At 41.9% G+C, this 15,145-nt stretch carries 13 protein-coding genes; 7 read left to right on the forward strand and 6 right to left on the reverse strand.

Translation table 11 applies throughout. The annotated features are described in order from the left end of the window. The first annotated feature begins 58 nt into the window (after positions 1 to 58). Positions 59 to 1,327, forward strand: a complete 1,269-nt coding sequence (locus AC0L6H_RS03565; protein ID WP_473392636.1) for a DUF3300 domain-containing protein — start codon at positions 59 to 61, stop codon at positions 1,325 to 1,327. 366 nt (positions 1,328 to 1,693) lie between these two features. Here AC0L6H_RS03565 and AC0L6H_RS03570 read toward each other — a convergent pair whose 3' ends face one another. Genes AC0L6H_RS03570 through AC0L6H_RS03580 form a run of 3 tightly spaced genes read right to left on the reverse strand, consistent with a single transcriptional unit; the run spans position 1,694 to position 6,091 of the window. Then, positions 1,694 to 2,407, reverse strand: coding sequence for a response regulator transcription factor (locus AC0L6H_RS03570; protein WP_473392637.1), 714 nt, complete (start codon positions 2,405 to 2,407; stop codon positions 1,694 to 1,696). Continuing rightward, a complete protein-coding gene (locus AC0L6H_RS03575; RefSeq protein ID WP_473392639.1) occupies positions 2,404 to 4,218 on the reverse strand; it encodes a sensor histidine kinase in 1,815 nt (604 codons plus the stop codon). The genes AC0L6H_RS03570 and AC0L6H_RS03575 overlap by 4 nt, the downstream gene beginning before the upstream one ends. Next, the gene (locus AC0L6H_RS03580; RefSeq protein ID WP_473392640.1) at positions 4,211 to 6,091 is read right to left on the reverse strand and encodes a vWA domain-containing protein; all 1,881 of its coding nucleotides are present in this window, start codon (positions 6,089 to 6,091) and stop codon (positions 4,211 to 4,213) included. The genes AC0L6H_RS03575 and AC0L6H_RS03580 overlap by 8 nt, the downstream gene beginning before the upstream one ends. 363 nt (positions 6,092 to 6,454) lie before the next feature. Here AC0L6H_RS03580 and AC0L6H_RS03585 point away from each other — a divergent pair, with 363 nt between their 5' ends. Then, entirely contained in the window at positions 6,455 to 7,723 is a 1,269-nt protein-coding gene (locus tag AC0L6H_RS03585; protein ID WP_473392641.1) for a nidogen-like domain-containing protein, read from the forward strand. Positions 7,724 to 7,822: 99 nt separating this feature from the next. Beyond that, positions 7,823 to 8,329 carry an invasion associated locus B family protein gene (locus AC0L6H_RS03590; protein WP_473392642.1) on the forward strand — a complete coding sequence of 169 codons (507 nt, stop codon included), beginning with the start codon at positions 7,823 to 7,825 and terminating at the stop codon, positions 8,327 to 8,329. Between the two features lie 40 nt (positions 8,330 to 8,369). On the opposite strand, the gene AC0L6H_RS03595 is transcribed toward AC0L6H_RS03590, so the two are convergent. Both AC0L6H_RS03595 and AC0L6H_RS03600 read right to left on the reverse strand, forming a co-directional pair. Further along, complete coding sequence (locus AC0L6H_RS03595; RefSeq protein ID WP_473392643.1) at positions 8,370 to 8,969, reverse strand: hypothetical protein; 600 nt, start codon at positions 8,967 to 8,969, stop codon at positions 8,370 to 8,372. Positions 8,970 to 8,995: 26 nt separating this feature from the next. Next, a complete protein-coding gene (locus AC0L6H_RS03600; protein ID WP_473392645.1) occupies positions 8,996 to 9,241 on the reverse strand; it encodes a hypothetical protein in 246 nt (81 codons plus the stop codon). Between the two features lie 209 nt (positions 9,242 to 9,450). On the opposite strand from AC0L6H_RS03600, the gene AC0L6H_RS03605 reads away from it, so the two are divergent. After that, a complete protein-coding gene (locus AC0L6H_RS03605; RefSeq protein WP_473392646.1) occupies positions 9,451 to 11,844 on the forward strand; it encodes a putative bifunctional diguanylate cyclase/phosphodiesterase in 2,394 nt (797 codons plus the stop codon). A gap of 19 nt (positions 11,845 to 11,863) precedes the next feature. Here the strand turns inward: AC0L6H_RS03605 and AC0L6H_RS03610 are convergent, their stop codons facing one another. Next, positions 11,864 to 12,859, reverse strand: coding sequence for an FAD:protein FMN transferase (locus tag AC0L6H_RS03610; protein ID WP_473392647.1), 996 nt, complete (start codon positions 12,857 to 12,859; stop codon positions 11,864 to 11,866). 493 nt (positions 12,860 to 13,352) lie between these two features. Here AC0L6H_RS03610 and AC0L6H_RS03615 point away from each other — a divergent pair, with 493 nt between their 5' ends. The 3 genes from AC0L6H_RS03615 (at position 13,353) to AC0L6H_RS03625 (ending at position 14,814) form a co-directional block, all read left to right on the forward strand. Beyond that, positions 13,353 to 13,712 (forward strand): DUF3135 domain-containing protein, encoded by a 360-nt coding sequence (locus AC0L6H_RS03615; RefSeq protein ID WP_473392649.1) that lies wholly within the window; start codon positions 13,353 to 13,355, stop codon positions 13,710 to 13,712. A gap of 139 nt (positions 13,713 to 13,851) precedes the next feature. Next, positions 13,852 to 14,352, forward strand: a complete 501-nt coding sequence (locus AC0L6H_RS03620) for a 3'-5' exonuclease (protein ID WP_473392650.1) — start codon at positions 13,852 to 13,854, stop codon at positions 14,350 to 14,352. 147 nt (positions 14,353 to 14,499) lie between these two features. Further along, a complete protein-coding gene (locus tag AC0L6H_RS03625) occupies positions 14,500 to 14,814 on the forward strand; it encodes a hypothetical protein (RefSeq protein WP_473392652.1) in 315 nt (104 codons plus the stop codon). The last annotated feature ends 331 nt before the right edge of the window (positions 14,815 to 15,145 follow it).

Below are 15,145 nucleotides of genomic sequence, written 5' to 3' on the forward strand. Positions count from 1 at the left end.
TTACGTTCAGCTTCAGTTAACTATTATGCATACTCGGTAATCAAAGGTTGAATCGACTATGAATATTAATAAATATTATCTGAACGTTAGTTCCACAATGAAGGCTTGTGCAATAGTAAGTGTCATTGCACTCAGCCAAATCGTATCTAGCCCTGTTGTTTTTGCGTCATCTCAAGATACTAGCAACTACACAGAAACACAATTTAGCGAGGCCGAGCTCGCGCAACTGTTAGCCCCAATAGCGCTTTATCCAGACAGCCTATTAAGTCACCTAGTTATAGCCTCGACTTATCCTTTAGAAGTTGTCCAAGCGCATAGGTGGCAAGAGCAAAATAGCAATCTTAGTGCATCAGACGCAGTTGAAGCTGCTCAAGAACAAGGTTGGGATCCAAGTGTGGCTGCTTTGGTGGCTTTTCCTACGGTGCTCGACAGATTAAATGATGATTTGCAGTGGACCCAAAATGTAGGTAACGCTTTTTTGGAAGACGAAGCGCGCGTGCTTGATACCATACAAACGCTGCGCCATCAGGCAGAACAAGTCAATACGCTCAAAAACATGAGCAATATGAAGGTGACAAAGGTTCAGCAGCAAATTGTTATAGAGCCAATTCAACAAGAAATCATTTACGTACCCTACTATGACACGCGGGTGGTGTATGGTGAATGGCGCTGGCGCAAACATCCTCCGATTTATTGGGATCATGGACATAGCTATGCTGGTGTACACATTGGCGGGCGCAGAAGCTCAATTTCAGCAGGGTTTTCGTGGCATCCGGGCATTCATATTCGCTTTGACTATTTCTTTAGCGCATTCAACTGGCACAGCCGCCACGTAGTGGTAACTCATCATCGTAAAACACGTGATTACCGTTCGTATCGACGCTTAACAAGTAGTCATGTTGCCAAGCGTTGGGTTCACGAACCGAGTCATAGAAGAGGTGTAGCCTATCGTTCTAACAAGCTGAAGTCGCATTATGGTGCTCGTAGCTATGCCAAATCACCAAGTCAAAAAGACAGACCTAGCGTGAACAAGTACCGTCATAAGTCTACGCTCTGGGCACTCAAAAATAGAAAGCCAAGTACGCGGACAGACACTTCAAAAGTGCGGCACGATAACAGTCGAAATAAGGTCTCTTATCAGCGTAAGGATGTTGCGTCTAGACCTACTAGCAAGCACGCTCAGCCTAGTGTCAAACAGATAGTGCGCACAGCGCCGCAACGCACCACGCAGCAGCGCAGAGTACCGCAAAAAGTACAGCAAAAAGTGCAACGACAAGTACATAAAGATGTTAAAAAGCGAGTGCGCGAGAAGCAACGAGAAAAGTAATAGTGAACGGGCTTAAGCCCGCCCCCCGCCATTACTGCAAACACCCTCGTCATTACTGCGAGAGCCCCCGTCATTACTGCGAAGGCAGTAATCTCCAACATTACCTAGCAAGCTAACCACGGAGGTTGTTTTTAGTTTGCTGTGTACTGTGGGAGGTACTCGCCTTCGCGAGCATGACGAGGTAATGAGCGAGCATGACGGTGGCCCCTGTCATTACTGCGAAGGCAGTAATCTCCTACATTACCTAGTAAGCTAACCACGGAGGTTGTTTTTAGTTTGCTGTGTATTGGGGGAGGTACTCGCCTTCGCGAGCATGACGGGGAGTTGAGCGAGCATTACGGGGTAATGAACGGGCATGACGGGGAGTTAAGCGAGCGTGATGGGGTTTTGGGTCACTAAGCTGTAGCCGACGCCTCTTATGGTTTTAATGCGGTAGGGGTGCGGGTCGCTTAGTTCCAGCTGCTTTTTTAAGTTAGATACAAAGTTGTCGACGGTGCGGTTGTCGACATAAACGTCTTTGCCCCATACATTGTCTAGAATATCGTCTCGGCTACAGCGATTGTTTTGATGTTGATACATGTATTCTAGTAAATCAAACGCGGTTTTAGTTAAGTGCAACGAATCACCTTGCTTAGTGACTTCTCTTAGCTCCCAATTTACCAAAAAACCATTGATATCGGTGATTGTTGAAGCGCTATTTAGGGCATAGGTGCTTTTACCTTTGCGGCGCAACAGCGCGCGTATGCGCAATACCAGTTCAGCACTGCGATAGGGCTTACTTAGATAGTCATCACAGCCCGAGATGAAACCCTGCACAATGTCTTTCTCGAGGGTACGTGCGCTTAACATCAAAACCAATACGTCAACATGTTGCTGTGCCCAATCACATAAGCTAAATCCTTCGCCGTCAGGCAACATAATATCAAGTATAACCAGGTCTACTTTTTCGTTTTGCAATACCTGCTTGCCTTGTGCAATGCTGCTGGCAGTAACTACTTCAAAGCCCTCTAACTCAAGGTTGTCTGCCAAGGTTTCACGCAGGTTTTTATCGTCTTCAACAATAAGTAGCGTTTCTGTCATACAGTCCCTTCATCTGCAAATTCAATGCGCCACGTCGTGCCCGAGTCGCTTGAAGCATCAATATTTATAGTCCCTTTATGTAGGAGCATAAGCTGTTTACACAACGCTAAACCAATTCCTGTGCCTTGCTGGCTGTGTTTATTTTGTTCGCGATAAAAATCATCAAAGACTCTTTGCCAATGACTCTGTTCAATACCACATGCATTGTCTTGCAAAAACAGCGCTTGCTGATGCACAAAGAGTCTAATCGTCGCCTTGTCTTTATCACAATATTTTATCGCATTAGAGAACAAGTTAGTGAGTATCAACTCAAACATCATTGCGTCTATATTAACGATATAATCACGAGGAACTTCGTTTTTGCACTCAAGCATGTTTGGATGTTCGCTTTGCCATTTATCGATCACTCGTTCAAGCAAATCATACAGCTTAGTTATTTCAAGGTTAAGGCTAACTTCATTAGACTTCAGCCGACTTAACGACAATAAGTTGTCTACCATTAACCACAGATGGTCTACCTCTTTAATCACTTTTTGAGGGTAGTCTTTAATGCTGAGTTTTGCATTACTGCGTTTCAATAAAGTCTCAACCATAATACGAATAGACGCAAGGGGCGTTTTTAATTCATGGCTGACCATATTGATGAAGTTTTCGCGCTGCGCAATAAATTCGAGCTTCTTTTGGTGCTTGTAAATAAACCATTTGCTCAACAACAGTAAGCACACAATAAGGCCAAGCAGGGCAAAAAGCTTTACCCCTAAATAATATTGCTGGTTACGAAGTTGATGCTGCCAATGCTGTCTACTAAGGGTAAAAGGAAGTTCATGCAAAGAAATTTGATAGGGCCTCTCAATATTTGCCTGCACATTAATACTGTCTTGTTCATTTAAGACGCCTTGAGCGACTAATTGTTGGCGAATATTTTGTAATTCCATATCAATATCCACTGGCACTAAAAGACTGAGCTCTTTGCTAGCTTCAATCGCTATCCAGTTTTCATCTATTAGCGCAAAGTCATCTAGACTAGAAGATGAAAATTTGGGAGGCGATGTCCATAAGGCTTTCGTATTTTGAATAAACCAAGAAGCATCAAGGCCACTTGCTTGCAGAATGGTCTTGATGCCATCAATCGCATATTTGAGATCTGCCGAAGCCATCTGTTGATTGCGTTTAAACAAGACTGTATACAAAGATTCAGACTGTATGGCCTGCCCACTCAACACTTGACTAATAAGGGCGTCATTCCACCGAGCATCTGGGGCTATAGTTAAAAAGCTTAAACCAGAAACAAGTTCTTCCAGAGGAGATAAACGATAGTTATTTATTTCGTCAAAATATCGTTGAGTAGCCAGTTGCATGCTGTTGTCATCTTGGTTTGATAAGCTCTGTAAAATATCGCGCAGCGCGTTTATACGAGCAACGCTTTGTTCTGATAGCTCACTTTGAAGCATATCACCGCTGGAAATTGCCTTTTTGTAACTGTCCCAAAGCGGCGATAGTCGATTGCTTTCAATGCCCTCAAAACGATAGGGATAAATCGCTTCGGTGTTTTTATAGGCGACAAAATTAGCCGACAAACTCAGCCAGCTCTTTTCAATTTCGTCTGCACTTAAGGGGTAGCTTGTAAGCGAATTTTGAATATTCGCTTGCATCGTTTTTAGCACAATGTTGCGCATTAGTACGCGATTGTCAGCAATTAATTGTTTCGCTTGATTGTATTCTATAATCAACATGACAAAAATCGAGATGCCCGCAATCAACACACATAAATAGGCTAAAAAAGACCTTGGTTGCTGGCCTAAATTAATCAAGTAAAGGTACTCTTTCTAGACTAACGTTTGCAAGCGGATGGCTATGTTCAAAGGGGTCCACAACAGTGCTTAAGCGAGCCGCTTGAACAATCAACGCTTCAAGTTCTCGCACTTGGCTCACATTTTTATACACAAGAGGCAATTCACTAAGTAAGTTTTGTATATCCTGATAGCGATAAAAGCGTGACCAATATGATTGTCTTAATTTTTCAGCAAACGCCGCTGCACTGTAAGACAAAATGCTATCAACTGAACTGTTTTTTGCACTGTCTTTAATCACGCTGGCAGGAATCGTTTTTTGTAATTGAAAGACTTTTCGACCTTCTGGTTTTTTATACGCAATTGCCACGTCAGCAATGGGTTTATCATTATTTGATTGGGTCTCGTTGAGTTTGATTTCGTATATCGCGGTGACCTTTTGGCCCGCGCCTATCTCTGCGCCATCTTTATCAGCATCCAAGAAATCCTGCTGCTCTAAATGGCGATTTTCATAACCTAACAATCGATAATGCGACACCCTAGATGGGTCAAAAGTGATTTGAATTTTGGCATCTTTAGCCACAGTTTGTAATTGGCTGTTTATTTTGTCGACAAAAGTTTCTTGGATGTCGTCTTGGTTTGCCACATATAAATAGCTGCCGTTTCCTTGGTTGGCTAGCTGCTCTAAAAGGTGATCGTTGTAAACCCCGACTCCAACGCCAAGAGTTGTTAAAAATATTCCTTTTTGTTGCGCCGTATTAATCGCCCTCAGTATGGCTTCTGGTGAACGAGCGCCCTTATTAGTGACGCCATCAGAAGTTAAGATAACGCGGTTATTGAAGCCGGGTTGATACATTTCGTTCGCGAGTTTATATGCGCTAAGTAAACCAGCCTCTACGTTGGTGCCGCCACCGGCATCTAAACTATCGATCTTTTTATAAATGTAACGCTTTCTGGTAACTGATGTACTCTTTAGCAATAACGATGCATCGTTATTGTAGGCGACAATAGCAAGCTGGTCATCTCGGCCTAATTGTGACACCAAGGTCTTCATGGCCGTTTTTAATAGGTCCATTTTGTTGTCGCTATCCATTGACCCAGATACGTCTAGCACCAATACAATATTACTCGGATTTCGTTGCTGCGCTGACAGTTTTTTAGTTTGCGCGCCAACATGCAATAAGTGAAAACCTTTACGTAAAGGCGACGGCATGGCCTCTGCACTTAACGAAAATAGCTCGTCACTGTTCTCATTTACCGCATATTGGTAGTCAAAAGCGTTTACAAACTCTTCTACCCGAATGCCTTCTGGATTAGGCATTGCGTGCTGGCGAAGCATTGCTGCTGCAAGTTTATATGACCCATTGTCAACGTCCATAGCAAAAGTAGAGACCGGATTGTATTGGGTTTGAATGGTTGGGTTTACGCGGTAACGCTTAAAGATTTGCCCTACAGCTTCAGGGTGAGATGAAATAAGGCGAAACAAAGCCTCTTTATCTTTGGCTGTAAACACATTCTTATATTGGGCCTGATTATAGTCAAGTTCAGGGTCTTGCAAAGACGCAGCGAGCAAGGCATTGCTTTTCTCTAGCTGGCTAATAAGCTGTTTAAGCGTATCGCTGCTTAACATTGCGGCTTCGTTTGGAGCTTCGTTTGGGGCTTCTGCTTCGCTTGGTGGTGCTAGCGTAACTAATTCATTTTTTGACTGTTCAATTTTCGCACTAATACTTTGCAAGGCGCGCGCTTCTTTTTGTGCCTTTCGACTCGCTTCATCTTCCACGCGGCTACCTTGAACGCTAATTGCTTCATGAGTGGGTGCACTAACGCAATTAGTTAACAGGCTAACGACTAAGGCCAAGGCCGCAATTTTGTATATATTGGGAGAAATTGTCATGGTGCTTCATCCTTTATGAGGTCATATTACTGAGTTATATAAAGCATATCCATTTCTTGTTGGGCTTTTGTCATGGATTTATCATGATTTCGAATTATAAAGCCAACAATAGGCAATTTTCTTAGCACGAAATAAGGACTAAAAATCGACAAGGTGTCAGGTTTTTTTACACATTAAAAATAGCCTGAAAAATATCTTATTAAATACAGGTACTTATAAAAAGGCACGTGTATTGCTTACTTTACAGGGCATGATCCAAATTCTAGTCATTTCATTTAAGTCGTTAAGTTTCTAGAGATAAACAAACGTGAGCGCAGTACGTCTCCATTCAATAACCCGCAACACATATTACTAGGATTGAATATGAAAAATAATAGCAAACAGGCAAGGTTTAAGCTTTTTTCAAGCGCCTTGTTGGTCGCGACACTTGGCTTTACACACATAGCTAAGGCAGACGTAATACTATCAAATTGGTTTGGCTCCACCGAAAGTGGCTATGGTCAAATAGCAATGGAAAGAAACGATGATGGCTCGAGCCGCGAGTTCACGTTCGATGAGTTTCCAGATTTAAACTTTGCCAGTGGTGTGAACTTCTTCGGGTCGAGCTATGGCGGTTTTTATATTAACAACAATGGTAATATCTCTTTTGGTGAGCAAGTAGGTACTTACACACCAAACCCATTTCCACAATCTGAAGCGGCTATGATTGCTCCTTTTTGGGCTGACGTAGATACTGGCTGCGCCGAGTGTGGTAACGTCTATCTAGGGTCGCCCGATGCCAATACTCTGGTAGTAACTTGGGCAGAAGTGGGTAGATACAACGAAGACGCAACCGAAACCAACACCTTCCAATTAGTATTAATTGACCGTGAGGACACAGGTTCTGGTAACTTTGATGTTGAGTTTAGATATGGTGACATCAACTGGATATCGGGCGATGCTTCTGACGGTGCTCCTGCGCAGGCTGGGTACGATGCTGGAGATGGTACTAACTTCTTTACCGTACCAGGTTCAAATACCGAAGCTGTGCGTGATTTAGATATTGCGAACAGTAATACCAGTACTCCTGGATTATGGCGTTTCTCAATACGTGACGGTGAATTACCTGGCTCCTCACCAGACAATCCTTTATTACCGGTAATTGATCCTAACAACCCTACATCTTACAACTTTGAATTTGAAGTAATCGATCCAGATGTTACTTTGTTTATCGACCCATTAGTGGCTATTGGCTATGACTACATTGTAAATTCTGGCCCTAACCTTGCCGCGGTTCAATTACCCACTGGCTTTGACGACAATTTGTTCGACTTATGGTTATGGGACGACATCCTAGGCGACTGGGTTGACGCAAACACGGTATTAACCGGTGGCGTATTATTTGAATTTGCTACTCCTGTAGAAAGATTCCGTATTTTAGGCATAGATGTGTCTAACATGCTTGATCCAAACGACTTTACAGCCTTTGTTACCGGTCTTCGCTTTGACAGCGTGGGCACCATTAACATGAGTCAAAACGTAGTGACGTTTTTTGTAGATGACGGCACGAATCCGGTAAATGCGCCAAGTATTGCGTCGTTGTTCGCATTTATGCTGGCACTTTGCGTGATTAGAAAGCGTAGACAACACTAATAGCGTTGCTGCAATAAAAATCTAAAAGCAACCATCTTCATTCTATCGAAAGGTAGTGTGCAGATGTGTTGCTTTTTTAATGCATATAAGGTCAATAAAGTGAAAATATTGGTGCTACTTGTAGGTTTTTTCGCTACATTGCTTGGCTTTAACAGCCAGGCGAATTACAACGGCGTTTTCGGTTCTTGGAGCGTAAGTTGTGGAACTCAAAACTGCGCCATGACACAAATGGTAGCCAAAGACGCAGCCGGAAAAGAGGTTATGCTTGGTGTATCAATTAACTTTGCTTTTAAAAGTGACTTTGGCATCATGATAGTGCGACTTCCTAAGATTGCAGATAAAGAAGCTGGCTTAGGGATTAAGGTAGATGAAAACAAAGCGATTCGATTACCTATTTCAAGTTGTAGCGATATTGCTTGTCAAACAATCATCAAGATAGACCAAGCGTTGATTGACGAATTCTCCTCAGGGAAGGTGGCAAAATATGCCTATGCACTGAACAACAAAAAACAAATGATACTTCCTATTTCATTAGACCAATTTGCCGCAGCATACGACGAATTGCATACAAGGCATTTAGGTTCTACTGTTATAGACTTGCCCTAGCATCTTAAAAGCTTAGGTGTGAGATAAGGTGTTTCTTTGACTATGCGTTTGGTACTATAACTGCGCTGTTGTTACCCGGAAAAAACATTATCCGCTCAACAACATGCGACGCATCTTGTGATAGCCCTTGTGACACAAAGACGTTACCTTTTTTAGATTGAGAAAAGAAGGCTTTGTAAAATTGTTCGCTTGATCCGTGCGCGTCATATTCCATCATCATTGCACATATTGTTTCACTGCAATATAAATCAGAGCTGACAATATTAAGATCTTGGCTCAATGCGCGCAACTGAGTTTGATACGCTTGCTCTCGTTCAATGGCTAAGTTTGTATGTTTCTGAGAAGCTAACTTTTCAAGTTCTTGTTTAAAATTGATGCTCTCGAGTACGGCTGTTATTTCTTCAGCAAGCAAATGCCCTTGCTCGTCGATTAAAACAGAGTCAAGTGGGCTTGTGACATCAACATTGCACATCGTAGGCTCGCCGTCATCGGCACAAACACGCGTTTTGATATGAGCGGCAATGGGATGTGAATGAGCTTGATGCTCATGTTGATGATGATTGACTTGAAAAAACGAGTTTGCCGTTAAAAACAAGATTGAAGAAACGACAAGTACAAGCAAGATACCCTTAATTGTCATGCAGAAAAGCCTTTGTGCAAATGCAATTAATCTCCAATAAGCTCATCAAAAATCCGAAATACCCGATCGTGGCGAATACGCTTCGACACAACAAAGCCATTACAACAATCCACCACGTTAGCCTTACGTGTGCTAGGGTCAACCACGACCACACACTTATTTTCACAGCTATAACCGATTTGATGCGTTGCACTGGCGGGTAAAGTTGCAGTTAGCGCTAAAATTGATAATACCGCTGCACCACTGAACGAAAAACGAGCATTTAATTTCATGGTAATCTTAAGTTTTTATTATTATTGTGCATAGAACATAGCAATAAAAAATCTAGCAAGCAATAAAAAACGTGCTTTATGCTTGATTTTTAAGGTATTTATGGCTTATTTGATGACAATAACCTAAAAAATAAACCCTACCCCTTATTTTTAGTGTTTTTCCCCACTCTTCTTTCTAAATAAAAGTCGCTCCCTACCGTTAACATTGCATGGGGAAAAATATCAATACTAGTCATCTTAAAAACAACCGTTCGTTAAACTATCGCGTGGTGCGCCTTATTGTTGTGCTCGTGTTGATGACAGCCGTTGTTATATTGGCAGGTGTATGGAATAGCACTAGTCAAACCGTGCATAAAAACGTTTACGGAGCTTTAGTAAGAATTACTCAAAATACAGGTAATGAAATTGATCATTACACTGCCGACAAACGCAAACAATTCGAGCTATTTACCGAAAACAGCGAGCACTTAGATTTAATAGTAGATGGCAAGAATACCGGCTATAACAGTGCAAAATTAATCGATTCCTTAAGGGAAGTGAAAGAAAGCCTATCTCTTGACGCCATTTTTATCCTGAGCGAAAACGACATCGTTATCCGTTCGACTAAGCCTATGACACTCTCGCAAGAACAAAAAAGCGGAATACATGAAAAGCTCAACTTACACGACAAGTTTTTCCTATTTATAAACAACCAATTGTTCATCCTTTTCTCTCACGTATCTTTGGTCAGCGAAGAAAAAAATTTAATGCATCCCCCTATCATTTTAGTTAAAGCAATGGATAGCGAATGGGTGAGTATGCTTTCAAAGAAAGTGGGCTTACCTTTAAGCTTAATAGTAGATTCGCGTAGCACCTCAGCGATTAGCTCAATCAATGACACTAAGACTCGCTTTCACAAATTTCCAGACTGGAAACTAAGCGACGATTACTTTGGTCTACTGAATCCCGCGGTCATGTTTGGATTACAGCACTACTATACCAACGAACTCACATTGAGTCCGATCATCGGCCCCAATGCTTCTTTTTATGTGTCGATGAATGCGCAACGTATATCAGCAAAATTTATCGAAATGCAGTCTACTATTGGTATGTTAGCGCTTTTCACCGTAATCGTTGCGGCGATTTTTGCCTTCTTTACCGCACGAAAAATCGTACAACCCATAAGGCATTTAGCGGTGCTTAGTGAAAGCGTTTCGAAGGGGGAATACGCAAAAGATATCAACATCAAGGCCTACTCTACCGAGCTTTCTCAGCTTGTGGATTCGTTTTCAACGATGCAAAACAATATCCATGAACGAGAAAGTCAAATAGTGTACCAAGCCCAGCACGATATGCTAACCGGTCTGCCGAACAGAAACTACGCTAAGCAATGTTTAGATGAATATTTCAAAATGAAAACGGCATTTCAGGCCGTCATTATTAATTTGAGTGAATTTAGAAGTATCAATGACATATTTGGTAGTAACTTAGGGGATGCATGTCTAAGAACACTTGCATCTAGGATAAAGAAGCTGCCAGGCGATGCGATGCGTCTTACCGGTGGCAAGTTTTTATGGTTACCTAGCCAAGCGCAAAACGAACACACCTTAGTTATCGTCAAAAGCCAGTTAGAAGCAGAGGTAATGATAGAGGGCGTACTTTTACAAACGCGGATAGCATTTGGGCTACTCAATTGTCCCGATGATGCGCAAAATAGTGAAACCGTGTTTAGACGTTTTACCTTACTGGTAGAGGCGACGAGAAAAGCATATCAAGATATTGCGAAATTCGATGAAAAAATTGAAGCCGCCTACTTACGTCGCTTAGATATAATCACACAACTGAGGCTTGCTTTAGCGTCAGAACAAGGGCAATTATCGCTGGTCTATCAGCCTAAACTTAACTTTCGCTCCCATACTATTGAAAAAGTAGAAGCATTGTTGAGGTGGAAGCATCCTCGTCTAGGCAATGTCGCACCCGATGAATTTATTAAAATAGCAGAAGACGCTGGTCTTATTCAACTAGTGACTCGTTGGGTTGCTGAGCAAGCAATGAAAGATGCCATTTGGTTTACTCGCTCAGGCTTTGCGCTTGAAATAGCGATTAACGTGTCTGCAAATGACTTAACTGACAATAATTTCTTTCATCATATCTCTAGTAGACTCAATTTTTATGACCTAAATGCGAAAACGCTTAGTTTTGAAATAACCGAAACCGCCATGCTTGAAGACCCTGTTGCCATAGACAACCTGCGCGATTTTAAAGAGGCGGGTTTTAATATTGCCATAGACGATTTTGGCACCGGTTACTCATCCTTCTCCTATTTATTGTCTTTCCCCGCCACGAGCTTAAAAATTGACAAACGTTTCGTGCAAACACTAGGCAGTTCTAAAGAAAACAAATTGGTGTGTACCCGCATGATACAAATCGCACAAGATCTTAAGCTAGACGTTGTTGCAGAAGGCATAGAAGACAACAAAAGCTTTGGTATGCTGAGCGATCTAGGTTGCAACTATGGGCAAGGCTATTTTATTTGTAGGCCAAAAAATAAGCACTCACTATTACTTTGGTTGGGCGAACAAAAAACAGACAGCGCGCACAATAGTGTAAAGCAAAATGTATAGAAAGCAAAAATGGTGCTACTTACTGGGCTAAGCCGCTCGAATAGTGCATGCGCCGGTTAGCATCCATTACTATCGCTTCAAATTCGGGCAGCGCGTTTATGAGCCCAATACCCTTTTCTACCCCCATCACGAATACCGCCGTTGACAATGCATCGTTATAAACACTTTGCGGGCCAATGATGGAGACCGATTGCACCTCGTGTGTTGACTTACCTGTTTTGGGCGACAAAATATGATGAAAGCGCTTGCCATCTTCTTCAAAATAACGCTCATAGTCCCCTGAGGTAGACATAGCACTTTGTTCAAGCGGAATCACCACTGCTTGCTTGTCGCGGTTTCGCGGGTCTCTAATACCCACAATCCAAGGTTTGCCTAAGCGGTCACCAAGTAAACGAGTATCACCACCGGCAGTCACCAGCGCGTTACGAATGCCCATACTCATCAGTATTTCAATCGCACTATCGACGGCATAGCCTTTGGCGATGCCACCTAAATCAATTTTAAGATCTTTATGCAAAAAACGTACGGTCTTATTTTGCGCATTCAATTCAATAAGTTTGTAGTTAATGGCACTTAATAACTCCTTGATTTGCTTATCACTGGGTTTGCTTTTGTCTGGGTAATTATAAAGATAACCAACACTTGCATAAGTGACATCAAAAGCGCCGTCGCTTAAGGAAGAGATTTGTTTGCTTAAGACCAATAAATCGAAAATTTCTGCAGATACTGGCACCGCTCGCGCAAAAGCGGACGCATTTATTTTGGAAATATCACTCGAGGGTATATAGGTGCTCATGGTCTGATTTATGCGTTCCATTTCATCTACAACGGCTGAGATGGCTGCTTGGCGAAGGTCTTTATCGAGATGATGTATTTCAATCAGTATATTTGTACCCATGGTGGAATAACTGTATTTTTCCCACGGGTTTTCGTCGGCCCTTGCCCAAGCATGTGAGAGCAAGGCCAAGCATGCAATGATGGCACTGTATTTTATTGCCTGAAAAATGAATCGCATAGCATGATCACCAAATAGTTAAAGGAAGAAAACACATAAAACAGCAATGATGACCAGCACAGCACCCGAGAATAGGTACTGTCGCTGATACGCCGTTTCGTCCCAGTATAGCATTACGTACATCAAAGTAAGGGGCATAATATTGATGTTTAACACACCCCAAAGGTTTCGCTTGTTTCCAAATGCTGCAGCAATAGTAATTAACGCACCGAAAAACAATAAGGTAAGCCCAATACTTTCTATTGGGGCACACCACCCTCACCAGTCCATAACTTTCAAACCTATAAAAGTGTCGAAATATTTTACAATCGACACACTCTTATCTTTTTTAGTGTGCTAAGACACTGAAATAAAAACACAAAATTTTCGGCACGGTTTATGCCATAGATACCTCATCAGATTGCTTTTTCGCTCGCGTAAAGAGGGTGGTAAGCATCGTTTAACGTTACGCATTATGTGCATTTTTTGCTATTAAGCGACAAGGAGAAGCAGTATGTCGAATAATCTTGATTTTGATTATCTTAGTGAGCTCTATAAAACCGATCCTAAGAAATTTGAAGAAGTGAGAACACAAGAAATAGAGAAGGTGATCCAAAGCGCCTCACCTAAAGTGCAAAAACGCTTATCTGGCCTGCAATTTCAAATTGATGCCAACAGAGAAATCCACAAGGATTCCCCAATGGGTTCATGTATGGCAATCAGCAAAATGATGCATGAGTCATTCTCAACACTCAGGCATCACCTGAATGATTTTACCGGCAAACAAGACCCTTTGCGCCAGTCCCCCTTGCAGCACAAACAAACCGAACCGACTGCAACAAGCAGCGCAAAGGTGCTGCAATTCAGAGGGTGATGGAAAATACGACAAAGGCCATTGCTACACCTTTGTCGTAAGCTGTTGTAATAAGTACTAACACTATGCAAATTCAAATGCTAAAGTAAGGCGAAACTTAGCTACTTTTGGCATTCATGAACCTATACTTATTCGCTCGATGAACAATATAACAACCCCTTCTATTATTGATATTGAGGCCAGTGGTTTTGGTGATGACAGTTATCCCATTGAAGTCGGCATAATCCGCAGCGATGGCAAGCGCTATTGCAAACTTATTCGCCCCTTTGACGACTGGACCTTTTGGGACCCTCAAGCGCAAAGTGTCCATGGAATAAGTCGCGAATTATTATTTAGTCATGGTGTCAGTGGCGTACAAGTCTGCCTCGAACTCAACGAATTTTTAGGTCAAAACAATATATACAGTGATGCTTGGGTAGTCGATTCTCCTTGGCTCAATACGCTTTTTGCACGGGCAAATGTGGCCATGTCATTTCATATGAGCGCACTAGAGATGATCCTCAAAAGCGCGCAAATAGATACATGGGACAGCGCCAAACAAGCGGTAATTGCCTCACTCAACATTGCTCGCCATCGAGCCAGTAACGACGCCTTAATCGTACAGCAAACGTATATGAATACATGTACAGCGAATCGTTAATAAATAAATTTATAATGGTCCAATAGCACAAATGAAGTTAGTAAGACATCTCATATTGTTAGTAATTTTATTCTACATTGGTAAGCCCTTTGCAAAGCAACAAGACTGTTTAAGCGCAATAGAGAATGAACAATACGAAAACTAAAATTGCTGCCGCATATCGAGGCCTTTGAGGCAGAGCTTGAAGCTAACAAAGCAGACTATAGTGCGCTTAGCAACGAACAAATATACGCGCTTTCTAGAGGTTTATTTATCGGCGACTATAACTTTACGACGTCGATTAAGTCCTATTGGTTAACCATCGCCCCCGATCGTTCCAAAAGCATAGAGATGCTGAAGTATTTAGCTGATATAAGAAAAGATGGACAAGCTGCGCACGATTTAGGACCCCGGCTTATTAAATTGTATGGTGACGCAAAAAAAACTCAAAAACAAAACATGGTGCTTTTATTTATTTCTTAGTGCGCGCTTTGCTTGTTGTGTTGCTATAGCCAAAAAATAGGCTTTTCATCTTGGTGTCAATAATAGAAGTTTTTCTGCGTCACAACTTAATCAGGAACGCTTGCTTTAGACGGCAGCAGTCACTTACCAATTTATACTTTTGTTTAGTTTTTAACAAAAACTAGCTTTTCAATCCCAAGAAAACATGGAATATAACATTCGCAGCGAATATTAGTGCTGGAAAGCGCAAAGGTGCTTGTTTTTATTGGTTTACTTGTGCAAGTCTATAAGATTTCTTAATAACAAATAGGGGATTAGTGTAAATTTTTATTACATTTTTTTTAAATTTAAG

The organism is Glaciecola sp. G7-5, from assembly GCF_055808975.1.

Bases quoted from the DNA above. Each gene is read 5' to 3' on its own strand.
- AC0L6H_RS03580 (WP_473392640.1), bottom strand. From the start codon at position 6,091: ATGACAATTTCTCCCAATATATACAAAATTGCGGCCTTGGCCTTAGTC.
- AC0L6H_RS03565 (WP_473392636.1), top strand. From the start codon at position 59: ATGAATATTAATAAATATTATCTGAACGTTAGTTCCACAATGAAGGCT.
- AC0L6H_RS03600 (WP_473392645.1), bottom strand. From the start codon at position 9,241: ATGAAATTAAATGCTCGTTTTTCGTTCAGTGGTGCAGCGGTATTATCA.
- AC0L6H_RS03585 (WP_473392641.1), top strand. From the start codon at position 6,455: ATGAAAAATAATAGCAAACAGGCAAGGTTTAAGCTTTTTTCAAGCGCC.
- AC0L6H_RS03615 (WP_473392649.1), top strand. From the start codon at position 13,353: ATGTCGAATAATCTTGATTTTGATTATCTTAGTGAGCTCTATAAAACC.
- AC0L6H_RS03570 (WP_473392637.1), bottom strand. From the start codon at position 2,407: ATGACAGAAACGCTACTTATTGTTGAAGACGATAAAAACCTGCGTGAA.
- AC0L6H_RS03605 (WP_473392646.1), top strand. From the start codon at position 9,451: ATGGGGAAAAATATCAATACTAGTCATCTTAAAAACAACCGTTCGTTA.
- AC0L6H_RS03595 (WP_473392643.1), bottom strand. From the start codon at position 8,969: ATGACAATTAAGGGTATCTTGCTTGTACTTGTCGTTTCTTCAATCTTG.
- AC0L6H_RS03610 (WP_473392647.1), bottom strand. From the start codon at position 12,859: ATGCGATTCATTTTTCAGGCAATAAAATACAGTGCCATCATTGCATGC.
- AC0L6H_RS03620 (WP_473392650.1), top strand. From the start codon at position 13,852: ATGAACAATATAACAACCCCTTCTATTATTGATATTGAGGCCAGTGGT.